The following is a 25,767-nucleotide window of genomic DNA, read 5'->3' on the forward strand; positions in this document are numbered from 1 at the left end:
TCGCTTTTCTGCCTTTTTGACTATGGGCACCCGTCACGCCACTAAATATTTCCCATTCTAATCCAGATCAGGAAGGCGAAGCAACCAAAATCTTCAGACCGTTGTAACATTCCTTTTTTTTCCACGTCGAATCAGAAAAGGGGGTATACAGAGATGAAAAAACAGATAGTGGCAAGCGCTTTGGCATTGGTCACCCTAACGGCAGCAGGGTGCAGCTCAGGGGAAAAACAGGCAGTTGCTCCAAGCGAGAAGGCTGGCCGCAGTGTCGAGAGCAAGGCAGAGCATGCCGTACAAAATCAAGCGCAGTACGCGGCGCCTAGCAGTGCTATGGACAGGACTGTTGCCAAAAGGTCAGCCCCGGCGCCGGCAGGGTCTTACAACGGCATGCATTTCAAGAACTACGGCACCAACCCTGCTGTCGATGCGGCTGAAGATCATTTGTCCACCTTTGCCGCCGATGTAGATACAGGTTCTTACTCGGTCATGCGCAATTACATCACGCGAGGCTCATTGCCTCCTGCGGATGCTGTCCGCGTGGAAGAGTTTATCAATTACTTTCCTCTCTCCTACGAGCCGCCCGCCAAGGATGCATTCGCGATCCATACAGACGGAGGTCCCTCGCCTTTTCGTCCGGGCTACGACCTGCTCCGCATCGGGATAAAAGGCAAGGAAATCGCCGTTACAAACCGGAAGCCGGCCAACCTCGTCTTCGTGATCGACATTTCCGGGTCCATGAACCAGGAAAACCGTCTGGAGCTGGTCAAAAAAAGCCTCCGCGTCCTGGTTGACCAACTGGAGGAAAAAGACAAGGTAGGCATCGTCGTCTACGGCTCCAAAGGCAGAAAGCTGCTCGATCCGACATCTGCCCAGAACAAGGCGGCAATTATCGAGTCGCTCGACTACCTCTTGCCCGAAGGCTCTACCAATGCCGAAGAAGGGCTGCGCCTCGGCTACGAAATGGCTGCACAAGCCTTTTCTCCTGATGCGATCAACCGGGTCATTCTCTGCTCGGACGGTGTCGCCAATGTGGGGGAAACCACCGCGGAAGGCATTCTCTCCACGATTGAACGATACGCTGGCGAGGGCATTACGCTCAGCACGTTCGGCTTTGGCATGGGCAACTACAACGATGTGCTGATGGAGCAGCTGGCCGACAAGGGGGACGGAACGTACTCGTACATCGACACGTTCTCCGAGGCGCGGCGCGTCTTCACCGAAGCTTTGACCGGGACGCTCCAGACCATCGCCCACGACGCAAAGATTCAAGTCGAATTCGATCCAAAGGCTGTAGAAACGTATCGGCTGCTCGGCTATGAAAACCGGGATGTGGCGGATGAGGATTTCCGCAATGACCGCGTCGACGGCGGGGAAATCGGAGCCGGCCATACCGTGACAGCCCTTTACGAGATCAAGCGAAAGCGCCCGGAAGCCGAAAAGCTGGGCACAGTCCGGGTAAGGTATAAAGACGAGAAGACATCGCAGGCAAAAGAAGTGGCCGAGCCGATGGCAATTGGAAAAACGCTGCAAAGAGAAGTCCAATTCCTCGCCTCTGTAGCGGAATTCGCGGAAATGTTGCGAGGCAGCGAATGGGCAGAAGGTAGCTCGCTGAAGAAGGTAGCCGATTTGGCGGAAAAAACGGCAACGGGCGAGCAGCAGTTGGAATTTGTCCGCCTGGTCAAGGATGCACTGGCCCTGCGGGGAAGCTGAGTTTGCAAAAACCAAAATTGAGTAGGAGGGGGGTAATTAACCTCTCCTACTCAATTTTGAAAACACGGCCAGTATAATTTGTTTGCCGAAATACGGAGGAAAATAGCTTTTGGTGGAATCGAGGCTTAAATACTGAAGGGTTCTTTATAAAAAATACCCCTCAGTTTTTTCATAAACGGATATTTCATTGCTCCGTGTTTTACCACACAGAAATTAATAGAATTTAATGTTGCATAATGAGAAAGTTCTTAGGTTACGTATTACTTTCAATGCAGTACTGAAATGCCCTATCAGGATTGGATGTATTGTATTTTGTAAGTAAATCTTGGTAAGTACCAGCAAACTTAATATTACCTAAATGTAATACAAAAATTTTACATTCAATAAATTCTAGCTCCTGTAATTGATGAGTTGAAATTAACACCGTATGCCTATCTTTTTTTGCTATTTCTTCGATTTTATTGTATATTTTTAGCCTAGCCGTAGGATCAACTCCACTTGTAGGTTCGTCAAATATATAGAAGCTTTTATCTATTTCTGCGAATAATGTTACGAGCAACCATCTTCTTTCCCCGACAGACATCTGACCAAACTTCCGATTCCAAAGTTCACCTAGTAATTCCTTTTCTCTATCATCCGCAAGCGATAAACAAGTCTCAAAATTATTATTAAAATTTTTGTCTGATATATTAAGAATAAGTCTAGTAATATCCTTTCCTTTTAGTATCGGTGAAAAATATAAGCTTTGAGTTTGATAAACAATATCCCTTTGATTTGGAATGTTTATGATGCTGCCTTCCTGGATTGTTAAAACTCCTGTTAATATATCAAAAAGGGTCGTTTTCCCTGCCCCATTTAGTCCAATTACTACATTGACTTTATTCTCTTCTATAATCATTTCTAGATTACTGATTGCCTTTTTGGCATTCTTTGGATATGAGAATGAAATATTTTTTAATTCGATCATAATTATTCACCCACTCTTTTCTCGGCGATTATGTTGAGTAATGGATTATTTATGTTCTTCTTATAGTTGACGTAATCTTAATTCTCGACCATGCTATAGTTCCAATCGCAATATAGACCAGTGATATGAAAAGTAAATATAATTGGTTACTGATGGAATGCAGATTATTAGTCAAAATTGAATAAATAAATACTGAAAAATTAAAAACATATTCAACTGGGTTTAAATTATATAGTGTATTTATAAAAAAATTTGAAGATTCACCACGATACACTGCTAAATACGTTGCAGGAAAAATCAATATATTAACAAGTGTATAAGCGGATGACGCTCGTACGGATAAGCTGGCAACAGATAAGGATAACATAAATAAAGGAATTAAAACTACTAAATATGTGCATGCTGCAGTCAGGAACAAAATCAAGATAGGATAGGTAAAGACGAGAGAGATAGTAACAGTAAATAGAGCTAGGCAAAATATACCAAAAATAATTTGACTAAAAACTAATCCAAAAATAACAGGTGTTTTTGAACCACAAAGAAATACAAAACTTTTCAAAATACCTAGTTCTCTAAAATTGGTTAAAGTTAATCCAACTCCATTAAAAAGTATCAATACTATTGTGAATGCCCAAAAACTAGCAAAGTAAAATACAGCTTTTGATACGTCAGGCTTAGTGTGGAACCAACTATAATTTATGGTAAAAAACAATAAAAGTGGCAAAATAATTGACCAAGCTAATGCAATCTTTTCATCGATCATTGATTTTAAAAATACTATAAAAAACTCATATGATTTTTTTAGCATTTATTACTTCCCTTTCTTTAATTGAGAAAATTTTTTATGTGGATTAAATATAGATACATCTGAGAGGATAAGGAAATGGGCTTATTCAAAAGGGATTCTCTTTGAAAAAGATCATTAAGTGCCAAAGTCAAGGCTTTCTATTATCAAAAAGAAGGAATATGGTCGTTTGCTGGCGGAATATAAATTTTTTCCAATTCCTCAAAATCCTATAAAGCTTAGGGGAACGGAATTAACCTATACAAGTTTTTAAAAATTGATTGATTAAATTTACTAGAGAATTTATAATCCATTGGATTGAGTAATGCTGTATTCATATGTGGATAACAATCACTTGAAAAAACTTTTACTATTTTTGTATTAAAATCCATTCTTTCAGGTATAAATGTTGCATAAACTGAAATATCAAGATCTTCTACCACTTTTCGGATTTTGTTACTTAAATTTATTCGTTCTTGACTAGTATTTTTGTGGAATTGATATGGATTATATTGCGTTTTTGTATCGATGACAAATTTGTACTCTTGTTTAAAAGCCTCTGGGCTTAAAGTGTTACAATATTCATAATATAAATCACCATCGCTGCTTTCACTCTCATCGTTATTCCCCCAAAAGCCAGTCATAAATTGGAAATACTCATTCATAGCTCTTTCAATTGCATTCATAATGTTCCAATGTGCTCCTGCGCCAATACTGAAACTTTCTTTTCCAAAACCTAAAGCTAGTACCACCTTAATTTCGTCTGTTATCGAAATGTCAACCAGATAAAATTCTTGGATACCCTTGTATGTTCTACTCATATTTATTATCTTTTTAAGATCAATATTGTTTAACAAATTTAGCGGAATTAATTTCCCTGCTTTTTTGGTTAACCATGTATGGATCAGTGATTGTCTTTCAATAAATTCAAGAAAAGCTGCTTCAAGTGCAAAATCGCTTGAAGTGTGTGATGCTACTCCACAAGTATCACTAAACGCGTTACTCATATCTCTATCATTAAAGATAGGCAATCCATACTCTAAAATGACATCCTCAAGTGGTATGTTAATTGTCTCCCCTGTCACTAAATTAAAAGCTTCCACATAATATTTTATTCCTTGATTATTTTTAATTAATGGGTTAAAAAGAGCTAATCTTTCAAGATGTTCGCCAATAGCAGCTGCTATTGCTTTTTTGCTATTATTCTTAACCGAATTCCCATATGCTGCTTTATGTAATGCACAATCCACATAGCAATTAGAATATCCGCTTTGAAAAATCCCTTTCTTTATCCAGATTTTATTTGCAACAAAAGGATGTCCACTAATTAGATTATTAATTAAGTAATGCATAGGTATCTCCTTTTATAGTATTGGACACATTGGAATACTTTTTAAAGACTCTTGATCTAGATTGACTGTAAACCGATTGACATCGCTATCAATATTGATATACTTCTTAAGTGCAGCGTGATTGTAAAGATTAGGGGAAATGGCTTTAATAACTATTAAATTTCTATTTACAATTTGATTTAAAACAACTGTATGTAGTTCTTTTACCCAAAATGGTAGGTTTTGAACAATAAGGTCTATTTCCCCTTCAGCATCTAATGTTGAAAATTCGTTATCCTTCCTTTGTTCCTCATAAGTGTCTAGACCATCTAAAATTTCAATATACTCTAGACATTCAGGGTTCATTTGAGAATTTAAAACGATGCCAGAATAGGAATTGGAATCTAGTTCTTCTGTTTGGAACCTAAAAAAAGCGTCATCGTAAACTTCTTTGAGTAAATATGCTTCTGACATAGCTTTATGAATCGCAGTAGTAAGAACAACACTTGAACCTACTCCTGCCATAAATTTAAAAGGAGTAATATGATTTGGATTTATCACAATAATAAACGCAACTTTTAATGGACTGAATGTTTCTTCAACATAAGCTCGTACTTGGTATCCTTCTTTCCGAAAAAGGTCAAAGTATATTGAACTATAACGAGTTAAATCAAGTTTTCTTCCTTGTTTACCATACCAAAAAAGAAAAGTGGAATTTTTTTCCAAAAGTTCTTTTATTGCATTTAACATAGCCACATTACTGTTTGTGTAAGTTGCCGTTCCAGAAGTATCGGAAATAAAAGGAGCTTTGTTATTCAGTCTAGTATAGTATTTTGATATATAGGATACACTCCCACTTATTAGATCAAATGATCTAATCATATCATCTTCATCAGCTCCATTGGCTCCAATTACTAATGCTCGGCGTTCTAAGGATTCAGAAAAACCTTTCATAATTGACTTTTTTTTATCTCGAGAAATTGAGCCACAGTCAACCGGCCCTAGTCCACCATCTTCACTTTTGAATGTTCCGATCCTTGATGTCGATAAATAGATCGTTTTATTAATGAAAATTGATTCTTTATAACCAAAATTTCTTTTAGATACCTCAAACATCATTTTTTTCACCAAACCACTGGATTAATGCCACTGGTGCTAATCTGGGATTTAAACCAGATAAATATGTTAAAGCATTATCATTAAAACCAGCAAAGCAGAAGTCACCTAAGTTATTAAATTTACTAATTGACTCCCTAAAACTTTGGCACATTGCTCCTACTTCTATTAGTGCATATCTATAGCCGCGTTTTCGATATTTAGTTATAGCCCGTTTTAAATCAATAGCGTAACCAATTGCTATATTCGAAAATAAAAAACTGTCAGTTGGATTAATTTGTTTTTTTACTTCTTCAATACTTTGCTCGCTATATTCCTTAAGTAAAATCAACTCAAATTGTGTAGAATTAAATAAATAACACCCCTTAATATCAACGCCTTTTAGTACATTTTTATTAAAAATGTATACGAGTGGTAATATTGGGTACAATCCTCCTGCAGAAGGATAGTTTTTGGATAAAGTGTTAGAAAATCTTCCGAATGAATCACGTAGAATTTCCCCAAAGTCATCCATCTCTATACTCCAATCATTCACAAATGTTCTGCAACTTCTACTGCGTTCGACAAAATCCGGTTCAACACTGAATTGGAAGGATTTCTCATAATAATCTGGAATAATGTCAGTAAATTCGACCAAGCCCATCCATTCAAGCAAATTCTTATCATATTCGAACATAATCTCTGATATCCAACAGGTTTCTTGATGCATTTTTATAACTTCGTTTAGTAACCGGTTATTAAGAACCTCTGCTTGCAAGTGATTCGAAAAATCATCTTTCCTTCTTTTTTGCACTAATAATTCCTGCTTCTCATTCCTTCTATTCATAACAATCACACAGCTCCCAATGAATTGAAGTATCTTCATACTTTTTCAAATCGTCCAACTTCATTATCGTAGCCTTATTAATGTCTTCATGATGAATTTTAGAGTAGGTGAAATCATTTATTAATAATTGAATGCGCTTGACTAAACATGCGGCAATAATAATCCGTTGAGCATTAGTTAATGGAACGCCGATTTCTATGTTTTGATCCAAAGAATAAAGAATATCAACAACTTGTTGATAAGTTAAATTTTCTGCGCTTCCAATCCTCATATGTGATTCAATGTGACCAATATGACAGCAATGGCAAGGATTACACCAATTTCGATTGTAAAGTGAATCCATATAAAATTTATTATTATAAATATAGCTCATCAAAAGATAGGAATTATCTGCTTTTAAATGCCTATCCCTTATCATCTTACCTAAGTTTTTGTTATAAGGATTAAGAAAAACCAGCGATAGTTCATTTTTCCCAATTTGTTGTAAGTCATTTATTTCAATTGACTTAATTGATAATTTGTCTTTGAAATCTTCCGATAGTGTTTTTAACAAAATTTCATCTATAAAAGAATCATTACTCATAACTGTAATTAAATCGATCTTAATCTTTTTTTCTTTTACAGCACTTATTAACCCATTTGTTTCAAGAAATTCAATAGCTTGCATTTTGTCATCTTTGAAACACTCTTCTAAAAACGATTCTGAAATTTCTTTCATGTCAGTTTTGTCCCATAGCAATATTAAATCTATTAGTTCCCTATTGTGAATCTTCATTATTCCATTTATAGTTTGAACAACCAGTTCTCCATTTGGTAAATAATGGCACAAAAATTTATTGATTCGATAGTTTGAAATCATATTTACATTCACCTTTGCCTTCATTCCGTATTTATATCAACGCTGACCTATTTTGATATACCATAGCCGGTTTTAAATGACCCAAACTGCAATTTTTTCTGTTTGTTAGACGGTTGAGGCTCAGCATTTCTTTCACGATATTGTTTAACAGTTTCTCTTAATGTTGAAACGATAAGAGAGTAGTTATAGTATCGCTACAAAATAACTCTATCAATCATTAGATTATCCATCAGTTGTCCCAATTAGTAAGGATTCGGTACTGCTTGTCAATAGGAACCTTTCCACATGTCTTACACTTACTACCTGAAAAGAGATCGGCCTCAAAACTTCCAAACGGTAAACTAACCAATTTCGTTAGTAAACAGGAATCTAGGTCAAACTTTATTCCGAAGTCGTTTGGTAATTATCTAGCCCGTTTACCGTGTATGCTCTTCGCAAATCCTCAATAAACTGCCGGTTTTCGAAGTATATGTACGGATTGATCACTTTAATCCAGGTGAGGGTGAATCAGTTTATCCCGAAGGTGACATTTATGTTTAAAAATTCTTAGCCAAATTCAAAACAGCAAGTAAATATCTTTGCACCAACCTTCATTTTGAATTTGGCCGAATTTACTAAGCCCTACTCCAAAGATATAACAGCATTTTATTTTTTAGCTATAGTAGCAGCACCGCTGCTTGATGATGAAGATGAGGCACAAAGTCGACCGCCGCCTTTTGATTTGTCAGTTAAAGATTGAATAGTGTTGAAATTCGAACCAATACCAAACTTTGAAACTCCTAATCCACCCCCATCACCGATAATTTCTTTGCTGGCACCTCGAACAATCTCTTTTTCCATACTTTTATATACCCCCCCAAAAAAATTAATGATGGACATAAATTCCATCTGTTTCTAATATAAGGTAATTGTGAAATTTTGTAAAGAAAATCAAATTGTTATGCCAATATTCTGATATTTTTGCCAATAATCTCGAGAGTATTTTTGCATTTCCAATTTTAGTCGTTACTACTTTTAGAGCCTATGTGTTATTTTTGGATCTGATGCTAGATTAAATATTGAACACTGAGAACAGAGAGCACACCAAAATACTTAACAAGATATGATAAGGAATTTAAAATACAAACGAATCAACTTATCCAGGAAGGTGTTTCAGTGGACCGGGTAGCCTAGCATGAACACGTTGCAACGCTAGAGCAGCCAATTTTAAGTGAGATGGTTTAGAGGTTATCTATGGAAATCTGTAGGTTATTTAAGTCCTGATGATAAGGACTGAGCAACTTTCAGAAGCCTATTCGTGACCATAGGGAGGAGCATGGAATCTTAATAAAGGCATTGCGCTTCATAGCAAATAACAACATACGAATCAAGACAAAATTAGAAGGTCTGAGTCCAGTAAATTATCGACTCAAACCTTACATGATTTCAAATAACTTTTGGGGCCACTTGCTTTTACCGCCGGTGATTTCTTTTTATTTTCCTTCTACCGGTATTCTCCTTATACCGGCGGGTTTTGGCTGGCAGGAGGATTTTGGTTGTTGTCGCCTGGAGGCTGTTGCTCCATCGCTGCCTGTTGTTCTGCCTGAGCAGCGGCCTGCTTTTTCTTTTTGCCAGTCAGGAATCTCCACAGTCCGCCGATCGCAACTACGATCAGGACCCAGCCCTTTTTCAAAAAGAGCAGCAGACCCGCGAGAATCCCCACTTTCTTTGCAATCGCGACGCCCAAACCGCCGAGGACAAGCCCAGTCAGGCCGTACTCTGCCACTTTGTCTGTCGCTTCATTGAAATCTTCGTAACGATTGCCTTCTTTCAGTTTAAAAGTAGGAATGATTTCATCATGCAGCTTCTTTTTATCGCGTTGCAAATTGTTCGGATCGGAAATCAGCAGAAAAGAAACAAAGCCTTGGCGGGTCAGAACCTGAACGTTGTAGTTGATCAAAGGAGTCTTCTGGTAATCCTCGCCAAGCATGGACCATTCCAGCGTGTGGGTTTTCTCATCGTAGAACGGCTTTACATCCCAGCCGATGACGTGTAGCTGGTCTTCCGGCTTTCTTTCCTTGTTCGCCGCTTCCGTTCCTTCCTTGTAGCTTTCCAAAATGGCATCGGCGTCAATGTTGTTCTTTTCCTCGTCCTTGATATGCCCTACCTCTTCGTACTCCATGACGACGATCCATTGCTCATTTTCATTCTGAGGAAAAATGCTTCCGATTTCATTTTCGGTGGGAATATTGCCGATCTGCTTTTGCAGCTTGATTGTGTCCTCACCACTCAAAAAGACAAAATCCTTGCCCAGATCCAAAGTACCAAGACCTGATCCGACCTCGACGGATTTTCCTCCTTCGATCCAGTTCAGCTCTGGCTCAGCACTCGCTGCAGCGACGACCCCAAACGTCATGGCAACGCTCAGTAAACAAGACAGGATGGTTTTTTTCTTCATTTTCTAGTCCTTTCTCTCTCTAGCCCTTGGTTTTGTAAAAACGAACCTCCACATCGTACCATACAGTTTTAAACAGGGAAAATCATACAATTCTCCCAAAAAGAAAAACGAGCTTGGATTTTCTAGTCCCTATTTACCATGCATTTCCTACCAGTCCCCTAACAAAAGGAGGGATGCCGGAATGGACAAGACCCAAAAAGGCTACGCTATCAAAAAATGCGCAAATCGGGAGCGATACCGCCATGGATCTACATACCGGAACCTTTTACTGGCCAAACAGGCTTCCTGATCCCCCCTCCTATCCCGCTCTGGATTCTGATCTTTCCTGTGACGTGCTGATTATCGGCGCGGGGATTTCAGGGGCCCAATGCGGCTACTACCTAAGTGAGCTGGGGCAGGACGTCGTGATCGTGGAAAAGGGCAAGGCCGGGCTTGGCAGCACTTGTACCAATACGGCAGTATTGCAATATGCCGGAGATAAAATGGCCCACGAGCTGGCAGACAGCTTCGGGGAAACCGCCGCCATCCGCCATTTGAAGCTGTGCCGGGAAGCTATCGATGACATGGAAGCAGCTATCAGGGATATCGGGCGGGACACAGAATTCGAGCGTCGGGACAGCTTGTACTACGCGAGTGCGAAAAAGGATGTCGCGAAGCTTGAAAAAGACTTCGCCCTCCTCACGAGAAACGGCTTTTCCCTTGATCTTTTGACGGAAAAGCAAATCAGGCAGCGCTATCCATTCTCCAAGCATGCTGCCCTCTACATCTACGGCGACGCCGAGATGAATCCGTATGCGTTTACGCTGGGTCTGCTGGAAACCGCCCATGCCAGAGGGGTCCGCATCTATGAGAACACCAAGATTACGGGCAAGAAGCTGAATAAAGACGGGACTGCCTTCATCCTGACTGACGGGAGCTGCCAAATCCGGGCCCGCACAGTGATCGTTGCCGCCGGCTGCGAGAGTCTTGCATTCAAACGCGAACAGAATGCCTCGGTCATCAGCTCCTACGCCGTGATTTCAAACCCCGTCGACGACTTGTCCATGTGGTCCGACCGCACGTTGATCTGGGAGACTGCCCGCCCTTACATGTACATGCGAACGACGAAGGATAACCGCATCATCATCGGCGGTCTGGATGAAAAGACCGCCTCCGCAAACAAGCGAGACTCGATGCTGCCCCAGAAAAGAGAGAAGCTGATCCAAAAGTTCAACGAGCTCTTTCCAGGCCTGAACGTACAGCCCGCCTACCAGCTTGCCGCATTTTACGGAGGGTCGCGTGACGGCCTTCCGATGATCGGCATGTACGATGATTACCCGGGCTGGTACTTTTTGTTCGCCTATGGGGACAGCGGGATTGTCTACAGCATGCTGCTGGCCAAAATATTGCGGGATGTGATCATAAGCGGCTCTCATCCTGATCTGGGATTATACCGTCAGCAGCGTCCTGGTGTTCATGAGCAGCCTGTCATCTGATTGGCTGCCAGCAAACTTCAGCAGATTGCTTTGGGATGCAACAGCCCCGGAATCATAGACTTCAGAAGTTGGAGATCCCATTCTCCATCTGCTCCCTGTACAGATAGACAAAAAAGAAGTCGTCTCATCAACGAGACGACCTCTCTTGTATGCCTTCTGTTTTCGTTACTCCAAAATATCTTTACCTACACTTTAAATCTTTGCACCAAGTCGTTTAACTCCTCCATCATCTTGGAAAGAGCTTCTGCCGACGAAGCGATTTCCTCCATGGCCGCAAGCTGCTCTTCGGTGGCGGCGGAGACATTTTGCGAACCGGAGGCGGTTTCATTGGCGATATGGGCAATCTGGCGGATTACGTCCATGACCCCGTCCATTCCGGCCTTCAGCTTTTCAGCAGAAGAAGCTACACTGTCGATCTGCTGTGCTACCTCGCCTACCGAGCCTTGAATGTGGCCAAAGGATTCCCCTGCGCCATGCACCAACTGGATTCCTTCCCGTACCTCTTGGGTGGCCGACTCCATCGATGTAATGGCCTTCGCTGTTTCTGCCTGAATAGCTGCGATCAAATCAGCGATTTGCTGTGCTGATCCGGAAGACTGTTCAGCCAGCTTCCGCACTTCGTCGGCAACAACGGCAAAGCCGCGGCCATGTTCGCCAGCACGAGCGGCCTCGATCGCAGCATTCAGAGCCAGCAAATTGGTCTGTTCGGCAATACCTGTAATCACCTCGATAATATTGCCGATCTGCGTGGAACGTTGCCCCAGACCTTCGACCACTTCGGAAAGCTCCTCTACCGTGTGATTGATAGAATTCATCTGATTAATCGCGGTCTGGATCGCCTTGTTCCCTTCAAGCGATCTCTCCGATGCCTGCTGGGATGTGTGGGTGACAGATATCGCTGCATCTGTGATCCGCTTCACTTCACCGGCCATTTCATCGACTACGCGGCTGGCGCTGTCAAGCTGATCGGCCTGCTTTTGCGAGCCAGCGGCTACCTCCTGAATGGCAACGGCTACCTGCTCGCCGGCCTGCGTGCTCTGTTCAGCCGAAGCTGACAGCTGCTCCGCGGTAGATGCTACAGACAGCGTGCTGCCCCGCACTTCCCGGATGACCTCCTGCAGGTGGCTGGTCATCTTGTTAAAGTCTTGGGCCAGCTGCCCAATCTCGTCTTTTCTGATGACCTGCACCTGATCAACCGTCAAATCTCCCTGGGAAACCCGTCTGGCGTGCTCTGCTATGTTTATAATCGGACCCGTGATCCGTTTGGCAACGAATATGATGATCAGCGTACCCAAAACGAGGGAGATGCCCAAAATCACCAGGATATAGTAAAGTACCTGATTGGCTCCCTTGTAGAATTCAGACTGGTAAGCGCCAACCCCGACGATCCAGCCCCAATGGGGGTCCTGCTCGACATAAGCAATTTTGGTATCAATGGAATCTGTTGTTGCGACTCGCCATTGGTAGGTGACAAATCCGCCACCGTTTGTTCCCTTTTCCACGAAGGCTTGCACCAAATTGACTCCATCCGCTGAAACCGAATCATTGATATCCGTTCCTTCGTTGGCAGGATTCATGATGCTGATGCCCTCTGGAAGGATAGCCCAAGCGTAGCCCGTTTCTCCCATCGTATATTTCTGTACGAGCGGTCGCTTATTATCGCTCCCTTTTGGGCCCAGGATTTCATCACGCAGCCTGTTTTGCGCGTCTTCGAGCTTCAAATGGCCCGCATCCACCTCTTTTTGCAGCAGGGCAATCATTCCTAGTACCATTTGGACGTTTCCCTTGAGCCGGTCCATCCCCGCATGATCCAGCTCCACCTTGGAACGTTCGTAGCCGACCAAACCGATCAGCAGGCTGGGAATTCCCAGCAACAACAAACAGATGATCAATAAGCGGCTGCGCAAAGACATGGACCGCTTCTCTTTTTCTACTGCCATTTCCTCTCTCTCCCTTCCAAGTCCTGTATTACACGGGTACCTATTCCCTGTTTTCCCCAGTCATAAACAGAAAAATGGGCGGAGAAAAAAGGCGGAATAATCCATCAATTGAACCAATGACGAAATTCCCGGAAATATGCGACTTCTAGACACCTTTCATCCCTTCGGCGACTGTGAATCAATCACCGCAACGCCGAATTGCAAGCAATCCCGGCAAATCGAGACGCCCGGCCCCAGGGCCAGCTCGCCGACATCGCTTTTGCTTTTTCCGCAAAAGGAACAGCTATCGGTGTAATTCGCCACGGTCGAGCTGTTTGCTCCCGTTTTCTCCGCGGCATGGCAAAGCTGTTCGACTGCCTCCGCCTCGATGTAGTCAAATTCGCCTTTGAGCTTTAGCGATACCGTCGTGTAGGCAATCGCCATGCCCTCGTAAAAACGCTGCCTGTCCAGACTGTCGCTTTTGTCCCTGTTTTGTTCGCAAAGCTGGATCAGCCGCTCAAGCTCTTGGATGATGTCCTCGATTTTGGCGCCGCGAAATGTTTTTTTACGGAAATCCCGATCCATCTGTTTCTCCTTTCTTCATTACTGTATACATTTGTATACGCGTATTTCTCCGCCAGGAAAATGATTCCTTCCCGGTTTACAAATTGACACAATCAACCGGTCCATTCCCCATTCTTTGACATTTTTCCAAGGACATTCGCCCCGCTTTGTTGAATTAGATCATGTTCGTAAATAAGCTGTATGGAGGCATCGTCCATGAAACCTATCGCCGACATTGCTAAGCTCGTAGACATTACGGAAGAGGACCTGGAGTTTTATGGAAAGTACAAAGCAAAGCTGTCCCCGGATATTTGGGAAAAGGTAAAGGATCGTCCTGACGGCAAACTGATTCTGGTAACCGCGATGAACCCCAACCCGGCAGGCGCCGGAAAGACACTGACCACCATCGGACTTTCCCAAGCCCTCAACAAGCTCGGGAAAAGAACGATTGCAGCGCTGCGCGAACCGTCGCTTGGCCCCTGCCTGGGGATGAAAGGCGGAGCTACGGGCAGCGGAAACGCGCAAATATTGCCCGCGGATGAAATCAACCTGCATTTTACTGGGGACATTCATGCGATCACATCTGCCCACAACCTGCTCGCTGCAATGATAGACAATCATATTTACCACGGAAATAAACTAAGACTGAATCCGAAAAAGATCGTCTGGAAACGGGCCATGGATATGAACGACCGTTCCCTGCGCAGCATCGTGATCGGACTCGGGGACGGAAACGGGCAAACAAGAGAAGACGGCTTTATGATTACGACCGCCTCGGAGATCATGGCCATCCTCTGCCTGAGCGAAAATATGGACGATCTGCGCGAACGGCTCGGCAAGATCATTATCGGCTACGATCTCGATGACAAGCCGGTTACGCCAGCGGACATCAAGGCGGTAGACGCCATGTGCGTGCTTCTGAAGGATGCGCTCAAGCCCAATCTCGTCCAGACGACGGAAGGCACACCGGTGATCGTGCACGGCGGTCCGTTTGCCAACATCGCCCACGGCTGCAGCAGCGTCATCGGCACCCGCCTGGCTTTGAAGCTGGCTGATTTCGTCGTGACGGAAGCCGGGTTTGGAGCCGATCTGGGCGCGGAGAAATTTTTCGATATCAAATGCCGGAAAGCGGGCCTCACCCCTTCCGCCGCCGTCCTCGTCATCACAGCTCGGGCGCTTAAATACAACGGCGGCATCCCTGTAGCCCAGTTGCACGAGGAAAATCTGGACGCCCTCCGTGCCGGCTTTGCCAACGTCCGGCGGCACATCGAGAATTTGCGGTCGTTTGGCATTCCTGTTGTCGTCGCGCTCAACAGCTTCGCCACAGACACGGAAGCGGAGCACAATCTGGTCATTTCCATGTGTGAGGAGCTTGGCGCAGAAGTGGCGCTCTCCCAGGTGTGGGCAAAGGGCAGCGACGGCGGACTGGACCTCGCTGCGAAGGTAGTGGCAGCAGCGGATTCGCCTTCTTCATTTGACTATTTGTACGATGACCAGCTGCCGATTCGCGAAAAGATCGAGACCATCGTGAAGAAGCTGTACCGCGGCTCCGGAGTGATTTTCTCCAAAGCGGCTGCACAGACGCTGCGCAAGGCGGAAGAGATGGGGCTTACGCACTTCCCGGTATGCATGGCAAAAACGCCCTACTCGTTCTCCGATCAGCCTGAGCAGTTGGGCGCTCCTTCCGATTTCACGATACATGTAAGTGAGATCAGAATATCTGCAGGTGCCGGCTTCCTCGTCGTGTTGACCGGCAGTCTCGTCACCATGCCGGGATTGCCCAAAGTGCCGGCGGCGGAATCTGTTGCCATCGGCGAAGGCGGGCAGATCATCGGATTGGCTTAATGCAAAGCCGCCAGAACCATGTGAAAGACAAGGCAAAACCGCAGCCGCTGCTCCGGAAACGGCGGCATCACCAATGGCTCGGGAAGCATAAAAAAGGTGCGGGGGAACTGGCTCCCTGCACCTCTTTTTCATCTTGAATAGGGCTAAACAAGCAGAATACGAAGCCTATGAACGATGCACCTGCAGCCGCCGAGAGGACGAGCTAGTTTTCCTGCCCCGAAAACGCCTCTGCCAGCAGTCTGTAGGACCTTAGCTTGGCCTCAAAATCATGAGTGATGGTCACGATCATGAATTCCGTTGTTTCGTAGGCTTTGCTCATCTCCAGGATTCTTGCCTTTACCTGTGCGGGATTTCCGACGATCATCCTGCTGCGATTGGCCAGGATTCGCTGCCGGTCAAACTCCGTGTACGGATACTGTCTGGCGGTTTCGACGGAAGGAACTCCTTGGGCCGCTCCGCCTTTTTCCAGCAGCAGCAGGGTCAAATCAAGGCTCGATGCCACCTCTGACGCCTCCTCAGCCGTGTCGGCACAGATCACAAAGACCGCGACTATCGACTGCGGGGCATCCCCCAACAGAGACGGACGGAAGCGGCGGCGATACCAGCTCATCGCTGCTTCGCCTCCCTCCCCGTTGATAAAGTGGGCAAACGCAAAAGAAGCCCCTCTCTCCGCTGCCAGCCGGGCGCTCTCACTGCTCGAGCCGAGCAGCCACACTTCTGGCGCCGTCTCTATGTAAGGCGTAGCGCGAAGCCCTGCAAACGGATGGCGAGGATCGAGCGCGTCGTGCAAATAGCCGATCAAATCGTCCAGCAGATCGGGATACTGGTCCAACCCCGGAGCCTTTCCTTCCTGCAGCGCTCTTGTAGCGAGCGGCATGCCCCCCGGCGCTCTCCCTACCCCCAGATCGATCCGATTCGGATGCAGCCCTTCCAACACGCGAAAGTTTTCCGCGACCTTGTAGGCGCTGTAGTGCGGGAGCATCACCCCGCCCGAGCCTACCCGCAGGCGCTTTGTATGTGCAGCCAGGTGGGCGATCAAAACCTCCGGGCTGGAACCGGCGAGACTGTTGCTGAAGTGGTGCTCCGATACCCAGAGTCGATGATAGCCCAGTTTATCCAGCTCCTGTGCCAGCCGTGTCGTTTGCGCCAACGCCTCCACAGCCGTGCTGCCTTCCGCGATTGGCGATTGATCCAAAGCGCTTAATCGTATCACTGGTCCCCCTCCTTTTTTGCTTCCTTATTATGTACAAGTATACACCCTTGCAGAATCCCGCACTCTTTTTCTACAATAAAAACACGTATCCGTTCATCCGCATGAAACAGTTGTCAGTGTGAACAAACTGCCTGTACCAAAGGAGACTTCCGATGAATTCAAAGAAAGTAGAAGAGCAAATCATTGAAAATTACCAGCGTGACGAGGGCATGATGATTCTGGTTTTTGCCCAGTGGTGTGTCAATCACGGTCTGGATGCCCATGAGCTTTACCGCCGCGCATATCCCGGGCAGGCAGAAAATCCGCTGCTGCGTCAAATGACAGAAATCACCGTCCCAAAAGAAGAATCCGAAGAAATCCCGGATGCGCCCCTGCTGGGTGTTCTCTCGCTTTTTGGCAACGACGACCTCGCTTTTGTCGTAAACGAAGAAATCGAGAAACGCCAAAAATAAAAACTCGGCCAGTGCGCGAACATACTGTTTGAAGATAGGCAGAGCCTCCCAGACAACGGGAGGCTCTCTCTTCCTTTACAAGGTAAAGTGGCTGGTCATTCGATTCAATTCCTGAACGTTCTTCAAGCTTCCCTTGGAATACTCTGTGAGCTTGCTGTTCTCCTGGGCAATCGTTTCGGAGAGATGAACAATCGTCTCGATGTCCTGTGAGTTTTCCTGGATCGTCTGGTTTACTCTTCCCGTTGCCTCCGCGGTGCTTTTGATCGATGCGGCCAAATCCTCAAAGGTGCGGTTGAATTCACTCAGGAGCGTCTGAAAATGAAGGGCATCCTCGTTATACGTATCCGAGGTTTCCATCAGCTCGTCCAGGCTCTCTCTGACATTTCGATCCACAAAATCAAGCAGCCGGGTCAGACTGGCAGACAGATTGTGTACGGACTCCTTCACAGTACCGATGATCTGCTGAATATCGGTAACCACCTTGGCCGATTCGGAGGAGAGCTTGCGAACCTCTTCGGCGACGACCGAGAAGCCTTTTCCGCTCTCCCCTGCGCGCGCCGCTTCAATCGCTGCATTCAATGCAAGCAAATTGGTCTGGGAAGCGATACTGTGAATGGCATCTACCAGTACGTGGATGTGGTCCACGGATTTGGTCGACTGCTCTATGGCGACTTCCGCCTGCGCTTTTACTTCGCTGTAGATAAGATTGGCGCTTTGTCTGGAAGCGACGGCTGTCTCCTTCAAATGACCTGCCCGCTCGCTGACATTTTGGGCAACGTGAACGGACTTGTTGGCTTTCTGTGAAACAGACTGAATCACATCGCTTACTTCCGTCAAGGTAGCGTCGATTTCCTGCGAGATCGCGGCTGTCTCCTGCATCCGGCTGGACATCTCTTTCGTTGCCAGCGAGGTTTGGACGGAACGGCTGCTGACATCGTCACTGACGTTTTGCACGGCGCTTGCCTTCTCCACGATGGACTCTGTTACGCTCACCAAGCCTTCTGCCATTTGACGCAGTTCAGCCCGCATCTTCACGATGGCATGGAACACACGTCCCAGCTCGTCCTGCGAGGTCATGAACTTTTCATATCCGTGCTGCTCTGTAAGGTCGAAGGCGGCTGTCCTTTCGATCAGCGCGGACATCATCCGGACCGGATGGGAGATGATCCGGCCAACCAAGTAGGCGATCAGGATCGATCCGATGACGATGACCAATAGCTGAAGCATGAATTTTGACCGGTTGGCGGCTACCGCCTGGTCGACTTCATCATGATTGTAGACGATTTGAATCATCCGCGAGCGGCTCAGATCATTCGACTGTTCGTCCAATTTATACGGAACAAACCGGTACGTGACAGATTTCCCCTCTTGATCAAGAGTCGCTTCCTTCACGGTCTGGGTCTGGTACGATTCGCTGAAAATGGACTCGAGCTCAGGACTGACCCGAAGCGACTTTCCTTCTGCATCCGTCTTGCCCAAAGCATAGCCGTCATGACTGAAAACCGTAATGTCATCAATGGAGGCATAGCGTGTAATCAGTCTGTTTGATACGTCCAGGAAATTGAACTTTTGAAATAGGGGCGTTCCTTGCACATTCATCCCCAGCTCAAGCAAATATTTGTGATCAGGGGTAGGCATATAAGCGAATTTGTTGATCGACCCGGTATTGACGGACACCTCCATGCCGTCTGCGACAAAATCCTTTCCGTCGATCCTTGTTTTTAACAGCTCGGCAAACGCTCCGGCATTGCCAAAATCAAGACCGATATCCCCCGTGTTGCTGGAGTACAGGATTTTCAAGCTTCGGTCGAGCACGAAAATGTCCATTCCGTCAAACCTCTGCTTGTAGCCCGCGAAGTTCCATGCCGAGAAATCGGGGTTCCTGCTGTATTCCTCCATCAACTCCGCCATGTTTTTTCTCATCTCTTCCTCAATTTCCACGTCAAACACCTGATAGGCCACATCGACTGCCTTGATCGAATTCAGCACGCTCTCTTCCACCAGCTTCAATTGCGTGTTTCGTTCTCCGACAATCGTTTGCTCCAACTGCCTGTTGTCGAAAAACGATATTGCCAGCGTACTGATCAGACTAAAACAAAGAATGGCCAGCACCACTTTGTTTCGATACGATATGTTTCGCAGCATGTCTCTACATCCTCCACTGTCCGAAAGCGGGTGGCTCCGGCGATTTTGCTTGCAGCGCCCGCCTTTTTCTCTCTATGTAAACGCCTCTTACAGGCAGGATCGTCGGCTCTGCCGAGCGATTGCCGCTTTGCCGGGCAAAGAAAAAAGGCTTATCCATCTTTGGATGAACCTTTTTATGAAGAAAGGACCAGGATCATAATCCTTTGCAAAATCATTCAATTGGCCCGTTTTTTAGTATATTTGAATTTTGCTGGATGTATTTTCATGTTTATTATAATACTTGAGTCATACAAAAAAGACAAATACGAATTTCCGATCATTTCCATGCGAGGTGGTTATACCCGAAAGGAAGCGACAAGGCAACGGAGCTCTTCTGCCATTTTTGCCAGCGAAGCTGCCGAAGAGGATACCTCCTCCACACCGGCGAGCTGTTCTTCGGATGCGCCAGAAACCGTTTGCGAACTGGCCGCTACTGTTTTCGCCCCCTCTCCAATCATGTGCGCAGTTTGTGTGACATGTTCGCTGCTGGCAGAGATTTGCTTGATCGCCGCGGAAATTGCCTGAATCCGTTCAGTCACTTGTTCTATAAATTGTTTAATTTCACCGAACTGGTCGCCTGCCATATTTACGGTTTGGATGCCTTCTTCCACCTCTGTAATCCCTTGCTGCATTTTTTCCACGGTTTGCTTTGTGTTTTGCTGCATGCTTCCAATCAAGCCGGTGATCTGGTCTGCGGATCGAGCCGATTCCTCGGCAAGCTTGCGAACCTCGTCCGCCACGACGGCAAAACCGCGTCCATGCTCTCCCGCTCTCGCCGCCTCGATCGCTGCATTTAGCGCCAACAGATTGGTTTGGGCAGCAATTTCCGAGATGACCCCGACAATTTTTCCTACCTGCATGGAGTGAGCATCCATTTCCTGTACGGCTTTGGCCAGATGCCCGATCGTTGCATCCAGAGAATCCATTTGCTTGACCGCTCGCTGAATCGTTCGATTTCCTTCCTCCGACTTTTGCGCCGCCTGAACGGACAGAGACGAGGTGGCTTCGGTCTGGTCCGCAATGTGCTGAATGCCCATCGCCATCTGATCCATGGCCGCTACGCTTTCCTCCACACTTCTGGCCTGTTTCTCCGCCGTGACGACCACTTCCTGGATGCCGCAACTGATCGCCTCGGACGCCCGGCTGGTCTGCTCGGCACTGGCTGACAGCTCTTCGGACGAAGCCGCTACGCCCTCTGCGCTCACATTGATTTGCCGAATCAGATCGCGCAGATTTCCCGCCATCCGGTTGAACGAATGCGCCAAATCCCCGATCTCGTCTCTGTTTTTGACGTGAAGGTCCTCACGTGTCAAATCCCCTGTCGCGACCTGCTCGGCAAGCGCAGCGATCTGTCTGATCGGTTTGGAAATGAGCCGGGAGATCAGATAGCCGATCAAAATAGAGAGGATCAAAGCCCCTGCACTAAAACCGACAAGACTCGCCGTAGCCCCGGAAACAGTCCTCTGATTGACCAAGCTCCCTTCGGCCATCAGCTCCTGCTGTCCGGTGACGATCTGCTCAATCGTCGGTTCCAGTTGGCTTGCCAAAGGCAAAATTTCCTTCATGTACGATTCCATCAGCTTCGACCCGTCTTCTTTTTGCTTGACCATTTGCAGAAGCTCTTGGGCCTCCTTCTGGTATTGGTCATAGAGCCGCATAAATGTATCCACTGTCTCTTTATCTTCCTGGCGATGAATCAGGGATTCCGTCTCCCTAATAATCCCGCGCAATTGCTCGTCATCGGCCTGCAGGCTGTTTAAAAATTGACTATCAGCCGTCATCAAATATCCCCTCAGGCTATTTGACTGTTTGATTGTCAGCACCTGTATTTTTAAGGCACTGCTCAAAATGACCGCCCGTCTGCCTACCAAATCCGAATACGAATCATTCACCTTGTCGAAATAGTAATAGGCGACACCGGCAGTCACCGCCAAAAGCAAGGCAACACTTACAAATCCCGCAATCAATTTGGTTCCAATGGTTGTTCTCACACTTCACACCCCGTTGTCATTTTAGGTTCAAATGCCCGACTGCTTGTCAAACCGTTTCATTTTTAAGGGCATTCAACCTATGCATATCGTCCTGGTTTTTTCTCTAAAGTAATCATTGTACGATATTCCAGTGACAATTCGGTCAATCATTTTTCCAAAAAGCAAAAAATTTCCAAGTCCCTCTTGGATTGTATCAAGCCAACCAAAATTGGCCCGCCAGAACGTCACTTTTTACAGTGTCCGTCTAACGGGCCATTGCTGAAATACAGACTGCCCCTCCGGCAATCTGCTTCGGGCCTTTTGCTCCTGCTTGCTGCACAACCACTCTATCCGGCTTTGCGGAACGGTGGCCGAACGGATTGTAGCCGATAACGACGAGCTTGTCATTGGCCGTCACCAGCAAGTGATAGTGGGAGCCGGGGCCTTCAATCGCGTAATCATAGGTGGAGGATATGATTCGTGCCTGATCGCGGATGGCCTCACGCTCAAACGGCTTCCAATCATGCTCGAAGATGTGTCGATCGCGAGTAATCCGCAGCCTGCCGCTGATGGCCAGCACATCGTCCTCCTTTGCGTCACCCGCCCTCGCTTCGATCCGTTCCAGCTTTGCCGCATAGGGCGGCACCCGGTTTACGATGATTTCATGCACGCGTCCCTTTTCATCGAGCGCCCAGACGGATTCCGGCTCCATCGTGTACCGGACGAAATATTCCGGGGCCAATGCCTTCAGCCAAGTTTGCTGCGTTCACGGGCTTGAACGAGTCCAGAGGATCTCCTGCGCTACCCGGATTTTCCGTGTTCCCCATGTTTTCGTAATGGGCCGAATTCTCTGGCGGACATGAAGACATTTGTACCTGAATAGCCTCCTGCTGTCCGACAGCCTGCGACATCACGAACGCGTCTCTTGTTCGTAGGCGTATCCAAACTGGTAGAGCTTTGCTTCCTCTCCGTGCTTTCCGATCAGTTGAAACCCGATAGGCAAGCCATCCTTTGAAAATCCGCATGGCACAGACAAGCTTGGGTTGCCCGTAAAATTGGTCGGGGCTGTAAGCCGCAGCAGTGCCGGACGGACACCATCCTGATAATCGCCGATCATCACTGTTCGCTGACCAATGTCTGTCGGCAGAATCGGCAGTGTCGGCGTCAGCAGGACGTCAACGCCGGCAAACACCTCGTTGTAGCTCGCCGTGAGCCTCCCGCGCCGCTGCTGTACCTGCACGTACTGATAGCCGCGCACTTCCTTGCTGTCCAACAGGCGCTCGCACACCTCCTGATCCAGATCGGCTGCGTAATCCCGCAAGGTTTTCTCGTGAACAGCCGAGGCTTCGGCCTGGACCGTAATGCGCTGTGCTTCGACCAGCTCATCCATCATCGACAGCTCAACCTCCCGCACCTCTGCTCCGAGTGCCCGGTAGACTTCCATCACCTGCTGAAGCGCCTGTACGATTTCCCCTTCCACATGCTGATAATACCAGCGCGGAACTCCGATGACCTTTCCCCGGATCGCTGTGCCGAGCAAAAGGGCGTAGTCCTCCTCAGGCCAGGAGAGCGAATACGGGTCGTTGTGATCGTAGCCTGCCAAAAGGTTCAGCAGGCCGGCGTTATCCCTGACGCTTTGTGTCATCGGCCCTACGTGGTCAAGGGTGTAGCCCAGATCAAACGCGCCGTACTTGCTGACAAGGCCAAATGTCGGTTTCATCCCTACGATGCCGCATGCGGCAGCCGGTATCCGCACCGAACCGCCCGTATCTGTTCCGAGTGCAGCATAGGCGAGATTGGCGGCTACAGCAGCCCCGGACCCGCTGCTGGACCCGCCGGTAATTTTCTGCGGATTGTGGGGATTGCGGGACGGACCGAAATGGGATTTGTCGCCGGTCGGGCCATAGGCGAATTCATGGGTGTTCGTCTTTCCGAGCACAATGGCCCCCGCTTCCTTCCATTTCCTCACGACCGTTGCGTCCTGTTCCGGGACGAACCGCTCGAACACTTTGGAGCCCAATGTCGTCCTCACCCCAGCGGTGAGAATCATGTCTTTGACCGCGACAGGAATCCCGTGCCACATGCCCCGCCACTCGCCGCGCATAATGTCGGCTTCAGCCTGAGCCGCTTCCTTCCGCGCATCCTCGGCGCAGATCGTGATATACGCATTCAACTGATCGTTTTTCGATTCGATCGCTGCCAGCGTTTGCGCGACCAGTTCGACTGGCGAAACCTTTCTCTCGCGAACAGCTTCTGATAGTGCAAAAACATCCATGTAAGTACCCCTCCACTCCTTCTTCATGCCGGCTTGGCCTCGAAAATGCCTCTAGAAGAGACACAAGCATCACGCAGCATAGTTCTTTGACTTTCATCATATACCTTTCAGAATATTTGGTCCATGCCATTCGCGTAGAGCGAAACCGGCATCCCTTTGGGCTCATCCTCGTATCTGCTGTCGGGCTGAATTTATTCTCAGCTTGAACAAAAGGGCCGGTCCCCATAGGAGACCCGCCCTTTTCTTGCATCCGCTGTCCTGTCTTTGCTTGTGCGCCATGAAAAACCAGGCGTTTTGTCTTCTCCGTTACGACCTGTCTTCTATTAGTACCTTTCTCATCTTATCCGCTCTGTGCTCTTTGTTCCTGTCCTTTTTCCCTTTCTATCACTTTTTTTGCTTCTTCTGTCACTCCGTGATCTTTCCGTCCTGCCCTTGGCTCCCGCTCTTTCCTCTTCCCAATGCTTCCAGCTCTCCGGCATGCAAGGCACACAGGGCGTACGTCTGAATCGCGATCGCCATCACGCGCTCGTCGATGTCGAATTTTTCATTGTGATGCCCCGCCGCGAGAGTCGTCCCGATCACCAGGTAGGAAGCGAGGCCGCCGTTGTCCTGCACCCTTTGAAGCATGTAGGTGGCATCCTCGGAGCCGCCCGCTACGACGAAGTCGTGTACGGTGTGCACCTCCGCCAGCTTTTCCGCCTGCGAGCGGATAAACGGGATCAGCTCGCTGCTGGAGTCGCAGCTGTTGGCCATCCCGACGACCTCGATGCTTTCCTGGACGTCGTGCATCGCAGCGGCTCCTCTGATGATTTGCACTGCCCTTTCCAGCATGTATTCATTGATCTCGGAGGTAGCCCCGCGCGTCTCCACCTTGAGGAAAGCCGAGCCGGGCACGACGTTTCTCCCGCTTCCCGCCTGCAGGACGCCCACATTGATCCGGGACGAGCCCTGCGAATGCCGGGAAATGCTGTGCATATTGAGAGCCGCCGAAGCTGCCGCGAGCAGCGCGTTTTTTCCGTCCTCGGGATGGCCGCCGGCGTGGGAGGAATACCCTTTGTAGGTGACATCGAGCTTGGTCGTCGCCAAATAGCCTCTCGCTCCGCAGACGATCTCACCCAATGGCACGCCGCTGCCGATATGGCCGGAAAAGAAAAAGTCGACGTCGTCCAACACGCCCGCCTCGACCATTGCCTTGGCTCCGCGCACCCCTTCCTCGGCTGGCTGGAAGACAATTTTGATCCGTCCGTTCAGCTCTTCCTTCATCGCCATCAGTACTTGAGCGAGGCCAAGACCGATGGTGGTGTGGGCGTCGTGGCCGCAGGCGTGCATCATGCCGGGATTGACCGAGACGTAGCCGTTTGCGGCCGGGAGATGATCCGCCTCCTCCGACTCCTGAATGTCCAGCGCATCCATGTCAACGCGAAAGCCGACCGTCGGACCCGGGCGCCCCGTATCGAGAATGCCGACGACTCCTGTAAAGCCGCCGGAAAAATAGGGCAGCCACTCTTGTTCCGCCCCTTGCTCTACTGCCCGTTTTTCCTGCTGCGCCAAAAACGCCGCTGACGGGACGCCCATCCGCGCTTCATCACGGACCACTTCCTTACCCGCCCGGACCTCATAGCCCCATTCCTTCAGCTTGGCGGCCACCTTGGAGGCCGTGCGGAATTCCACCCAGCCGGATTCGGCGTACTTGTGAAAATCACGCCGCCACGCCGTCCATTCCGGGGTCAGGCTCTCCACCAACTGTTTCATCTGCTGATTCATGTGCGTCTCCTCTTTTCTGATCATGATGCTTGCCTGCGAAAAAGGCAGCGGCCTCTCCAGAGAGATGACGGCTGCCTTT

Annotated in this window: 21 protein-coding genes; 4 read left to right on the forward strand and 17 right to left on the reverse strand. The window is 47.6% G+C overall.

Features of this window, described 5'->3' with window-relative positions; all coding sequences use genetic code 11:
• Positions 1-153 precede the first annotated feature (153 nt).
• Positions 154-1,707 carry a VWA domain-containing protein gene (locus NSQ24_RS22330; protein WP_003390030.1) on the forward strand — a complete coding sequence of 518 codons (1,554 nt, stop codon included), beginning with the start codon at positions 154-156 and terminating at the stop codon, positions 1,705-1,707.
• 253 nt (positions 1,708-1,960) lie between these two features.
• Here the strand turns inward: NSQ24_RS22330 and NSQ24_RS22335 are convergent, their stop codons facing one another.
• From NSQ24_RS22335 to NSQ24_RS22370, 8 genes are all read right to left on the reverse strand, one after another.
• A complete protein-coding gene (locus tag NSQ24_RS22335) occupies positions 1,961-2,674 on the reverse strand; it encodes an AAA family ATPase (RefSeq protein ID WP_035980189.1) in 714 nt (237 codons plus the stop codon).
• Between the two features lie 49 nt (positions 2,675-2,723).
• Positions 2,724-3,482, reverse strand: a complete 759-nt coding sequence (locus NSQ24_RS22340) for an ABC transporter permease (protein ID WP_081787884.1) — start codon at positions 3,480-3,482, stop codon at positions 2,724-2,726.
• Positions 3,483-3,697: 215 nt separating this feature from the next.
• On the reverse strand, positions 3,698-4,810 hold the full coding sequence (locus NSQ24_RS22345; RefSeq protein WP_024985469.1) for a YcaO-like family protein: 1,113 nt from the start codon (positions 4,808-4,810) through the stop codon (positions 3,698-3,700).
• 12 nt (positions 4,811-4,822) lie between these two features.
• Positions 4,823-5,908 (reverse strand): YcaO-like family protein, encoded by a 1,086-nt coding sequence (locus NSQ24_RS22350; protein WP_327955515.1) that lies wholly within the window; start codon positions 5,906-5,908, stop codon positions 4,823-4,825.
• Positions 5,898-6,731 carry a nitroreductase family protein gene (locus NSQ24_RS22355; RefSeq protein ID WP_171505805.1) on the reverse strand — a complete coding sequence of 278 codons (834 nt, stop codon included), beginning with the start codon at positions 6,729-6,731 and terminating at the stop codon, positions 5,898-5,900. The genes NSQ24_RS22350 and NSQ24_RS22355 overlap by 11 nt, the downstream gene beginning before the upstream one ends.
• The gene (locus NSQ24_RS22360; RefSeq protein WP_170208418.1) at positions 6,724-7,590 is read right to left on the reverse strand and encodes an McbB family protein; all 867 of its coding nucleotides are present in this window, start codon (positions 7,588-7,590) and stop codon (positions 6,724-6,726) included. Before NSQ24_RS22360 ends, NSQ24_RS22355 begins: the two co-directional genes overlap by 8 nt.
• Positions 7,591-8,235: 645 nt before the next feature.
• Positions 8,236-8,430: a hypothetical protein gene (locus NSQ24_RS22365; RefSeq protein ID WP_141334298.1), complete on the reverse strand. Its 195-nt coding sequence runs from the start codon at positions 8,428-8,430 to the stop codon at positions 8,236-8,238.
• A 658-nt stretch (positions 8,431-9,088) separates the two neighbouring features.
• Positions 9,089-10,027, reverse strand: a complete 939-nt coding sequence (locus tag NSQ24_RS22370) for a DUF2167 domain-containing protein (protein WP_024985256.1) — start codon at positions 10,025-10,027, stop codon at positions 9,089-9,091.
• A gap of 242 nt (positions 10,028-10,269) precedes the next feature.
• On the opposite strand from NSQ24_RS22370, the gene NSQ24_RS22375 reads away from it, so the two are divergent.
• Positions 10,270-11,502, forward strand: a complete 1,233-nt coding sequence (locus NSQ24_RS22375) for an FAD-dependent oxidoreductase (RefSeq protein WP_122959083.1) — start codon at positions 10,270-10,272, stop codon at positions 11,500-11,502.
• Positions 11,503-11,687: 185 nt separating this feature from the next.
• Here the strand turns inward: NSQ24_RS22375 and NSQ24_RS22380 are convergent, their stop codons facing one another.
• A complete protein-coding gene (locus NSQ24_RS22380; RefSeq protein ID WP_243014152.1) occupies positions 11,688-13,442 on the reverse strand; it encodes a methyl-accepting chemotaxis protein in 1,755 nt (584 codons plus the stop codon).
• 156 nt (positions 13,443-13,598) lie between these two features.
• A complete protein-coding gene (locus tag NSQ24_RS22385; protein ID WP_039070154.1) occupies positions 13,599-14,006 on the reverse strand; it encodes a ClpX C4-type zinc finger protein in 408 nt (135 codons plus the stop codon).
• A 180-nt stretch (positions 14,007-14,186) separates the two neighbouring features.
• Here NSQ24_RS22385 and NSQ24_RS22390 point away from each other — a divergent pair, with 180 nt between their 5' ends.
• Positions 14,187-15,830, forward strand: a complete 1,644-nt coding sequence (locus NSQ24_RS22390) for a formate--tetrahydrofolate ligase (RefSeq protein ID WP_313897906.1) — start codon at positions 14,187-14,189, stop codon at positions 15,828-15,830.
• 202 nt (positions 15,831-16,032) lie between these two features.
• On the opposite strand, the gene NSQ24_RS22395 is transcribed toward NSQ24_RS22390, so the two are convergent.
• Complete coding sequence (locus tag NSQ24_RS22395) at positions 16,033-17,043, reverse strand: LLM class flavin-dependent oxidoreductase (protein ID WP_031931685.1); 1,011 nt, start codon at positions 17,041-17,043, stop codon at positions 16,033-16,035.
• Positions 17,044-17,195: 152 nt separating this feature from the next.
• On the opposite strand from NSQ24_RS22395, the gene NSQ24_RS22400 reads away from it, so the two are divergent.
• Entirely contained in the window at positions 17,196-17,495 is a 300-nt protein-coding gene (locus tag NSQ24_RS22400) for a hypothetical protein (RefSeq protein ID WP_243014151.1), read from the forward strand.
• A gap of 75 nt (positions 17,496-17,570) precedes the next feature.
• Here NSQ24_RS22400 and NSQ24_RS22405 read toward each other — a convergent pair whose 3' ends face one another.
• The 6 genes from NSQ24_RS22405 to NSQ24_RS22430 all read right to left on the reverse strand — a co-directional run bounded on the left by NSQ24_RS22405 (position 17,571) and on the right by NSQ24_RS22430 (position 25,688).
• Complete coding sequence (locus NSQ24_RS22405; RefSeq protein WP_243014150.1) at positions 17,571-19,640, reverse strand: methyl-accepting chemotaxis protein; 2,070 nt, start codon at positions 19,638-19,640, stop codon at positions 17,571-17,573.
• 4 nt (positions 19,641-19,644) lie between these two features.
• Positions 19,645-19,797, reverse strand: a complete 153-nt coding sequence (locus NSQ24_RS22410) for a hypothetical protein (protein ID WP_243014149.1) — start codon at positions 19,795-19,797, stop codon at positions 19,645-19,647.
• 178 nt (positions 19,798-19,975) lie between these two features.
• Positions 19,976-21,670: a methyl-accepting chemotaxis protein gene (locus tag NSQ24_RS22415; protein WP_003390041.1), complete on the reverse strand. Its 1,695-nt coding sequence runs from the start codon at positions 21,668-21,670 to the stop codon at positions 19,976-19,978.
• Between the two features lie 244 nt (positions 21,671-21,914).
• A complete protein-coding gene (locus NSQ24_RS22420) occupies positions 21,915-22,391 on the reverse strand; it encodes a hypothetical protein (protein ID WP_003390042.1) in 477 nt (158 codons plus the stop codon).
• 168 nt (positions 22,392-22,559) lie between these two features.
• Positions 22,560-23,924, reverse strand: coding sequence for an amidase (locus NSQ24_RS22425; protein ID WP_339166618.1), 1,365 nt, complete (start codon positions 23,922-23,924; stop codon positions 22,560-22,562).
• 405 nt (positions 23,925-24,329) lie between these two features.
• Positions 24,330-25,688, reverse strand: coding sequence for an amidohydrolase (locus NSQ24_RS22430; protein ID WP_003390044.1), 1,359 nt, complete (start codon positions 25,686-25,688; stop codon positions 24,330-24,332).
• Positions 25,689-25,767 lie beyond the last annotated feature (79 nt).

Origin of the sequence: Brevibacillus sp. FSL L8-0520 (assembly GCF_037963895.1) — a bacterium.
Classification (GTDB): Bacteria; Bacillota; Bacilli; order Brevibacillales; family Brevibacillaceae; genus Brevibacillus; species Brevibacillus borstelensis.

What these genes read in the sequence shown, in the direction of transcription:
- NSQ24_RS22330 (WP_003390030.1), top strand. Translation starts at nt 154, where the DNA reads ATGAAAAAACAGATAGTGGCAAGCGCTTTGGCATTGGTCACCCTAACG.
- NSQ24_RS22335 (WP_035980189.1), bottom strand. Translation starts at nt 2,674, where the DNA reads ATGATCGAATTAAAAAATATTTCATTCTCATATCCAAAGAATGCCAAA.
- NSQ24_RS22340 (WP_081787884.1), bottom strand. Translation starts at nt 3,482, where the DNA reads ATGCTAAAAAAATCATATGAGTTTTTTATAGTATTTTTAAAATCAATG.
- NSQ24_RS22345 (WP_024985469.1), bottom strand. Translation starts at nt 4,810, where the DNA reads ATGCATTACTTAATTAATAATCTAATTAGTGGACATCCTTTTGTTGCA.
- NSQ24_RS22350 (WP_327955515.1), bottom strand. Translation starts at nt 5,908, where the DNA reads ATGATGTTTGAGGTATCTAAAAGAAATTTTGGTTATAAAGAATCAATT.
- NSQ24_RS22355 (WP_171505805.1), bottom strand. Translation starts at nt 6,731, where the DNA reads ATGAATAGAAGGAATGAGAAGCAGGAATTATTAGTGCAAAAAAGAAGG.
- NSQ24_RS22360 (WP_170208418.1), bottom strand. Translation starts at nt 7,590, where the DNA reads ATGATTTCAAACTATCGAATCAATAAATTTTTGTGCCATTATTTACCA.
- NSQ24_RS22365 (WP_141334298.1), bottom strand. Translation starts at nt 8,430, where the DNA reads ATGGAAAAAGAGATTGTTCGAGGTGCCAGCAAAGAAATTATCGGTGAT.
- NSQ24_RS22370 (WP_024985256.1), bottom strand. Translation starts at nt 10,027, where the DNA reads ATGAAGAAAAAAACCATCCTGTCTTGTTTACTGAGCGTTGCCATGACG.
- NSQ24_RS22375 (WP_122959083.1), top strand. Translation starts at nt 10,270, where the DNA reads ATGGATCTACATACCGGAACCTTTTACTGGCCAAACAGGCTTCCTGAT.
- NSQ24_RS22380 (WP_243014152.1), bottom strand. Translation starts at nt 13,442, where the DNA reads ATGGCAGTAGAAAAAGAGAAGCGGTCCATGTCTTTGCGCAGCCGCTTA.
- NSQ24_RS22385 (WP_039070154.1), bottom strand. Translation starts at nt 14,006, where the DNA reads ATGGATCGGGATTTCCGTAAAAAAACATTTCGCGGCGCCAAAATCGAG.
- NSQ24_RS22390 (WP_313897906.1), top strand. Translation starts at nt 14,187, where the DNA reads ATGGAGGCATCGTCCATGAAACCTATCGCCGACATTGCTAAGCTCGTA.
- NSQ24_RS22400 (WP_243014151.1), top strand. Translation starts at nt 17,196, where the DNA reads ATGAATTCAAAGAAAGTAGAAGAGCAAATCATTGAAAATTACCAGCGT.
- NSQ24_RS22405 (WP_243014150.1), bottom strand. Translation starts at nt 19,640, where the DNA reads ATGCTGCGAAACATATCGTATCGAAACAAAGTGGTGCTGGCCATTCTT.
- NSQ24_RS22410 (WP_243014149.1), bottom strand. Translation starts at nt 19,797, where the DNA reads ATGGATAAGCCTTTTTTCTTTGCCCGGCAAAGCGGCAATCGCTCGGCA.
- NSQ24_RS22425 (WP_339166618.1), bottom strand. Translation starts at nt 23,924, where the DNA reads ATGGATGTTTTTGCACTATCAGAAGCTGTTCGCGAGAGAAAGGTTTCG.
- NSQ24_RS22430 (WP_003390044.1), bottom strand. Translation starts at nt 25,688, where the DNA reads ATGAATCAGCAGATGAAACAGTTGGTGGAGAGCCTGACCCCGGAATGG.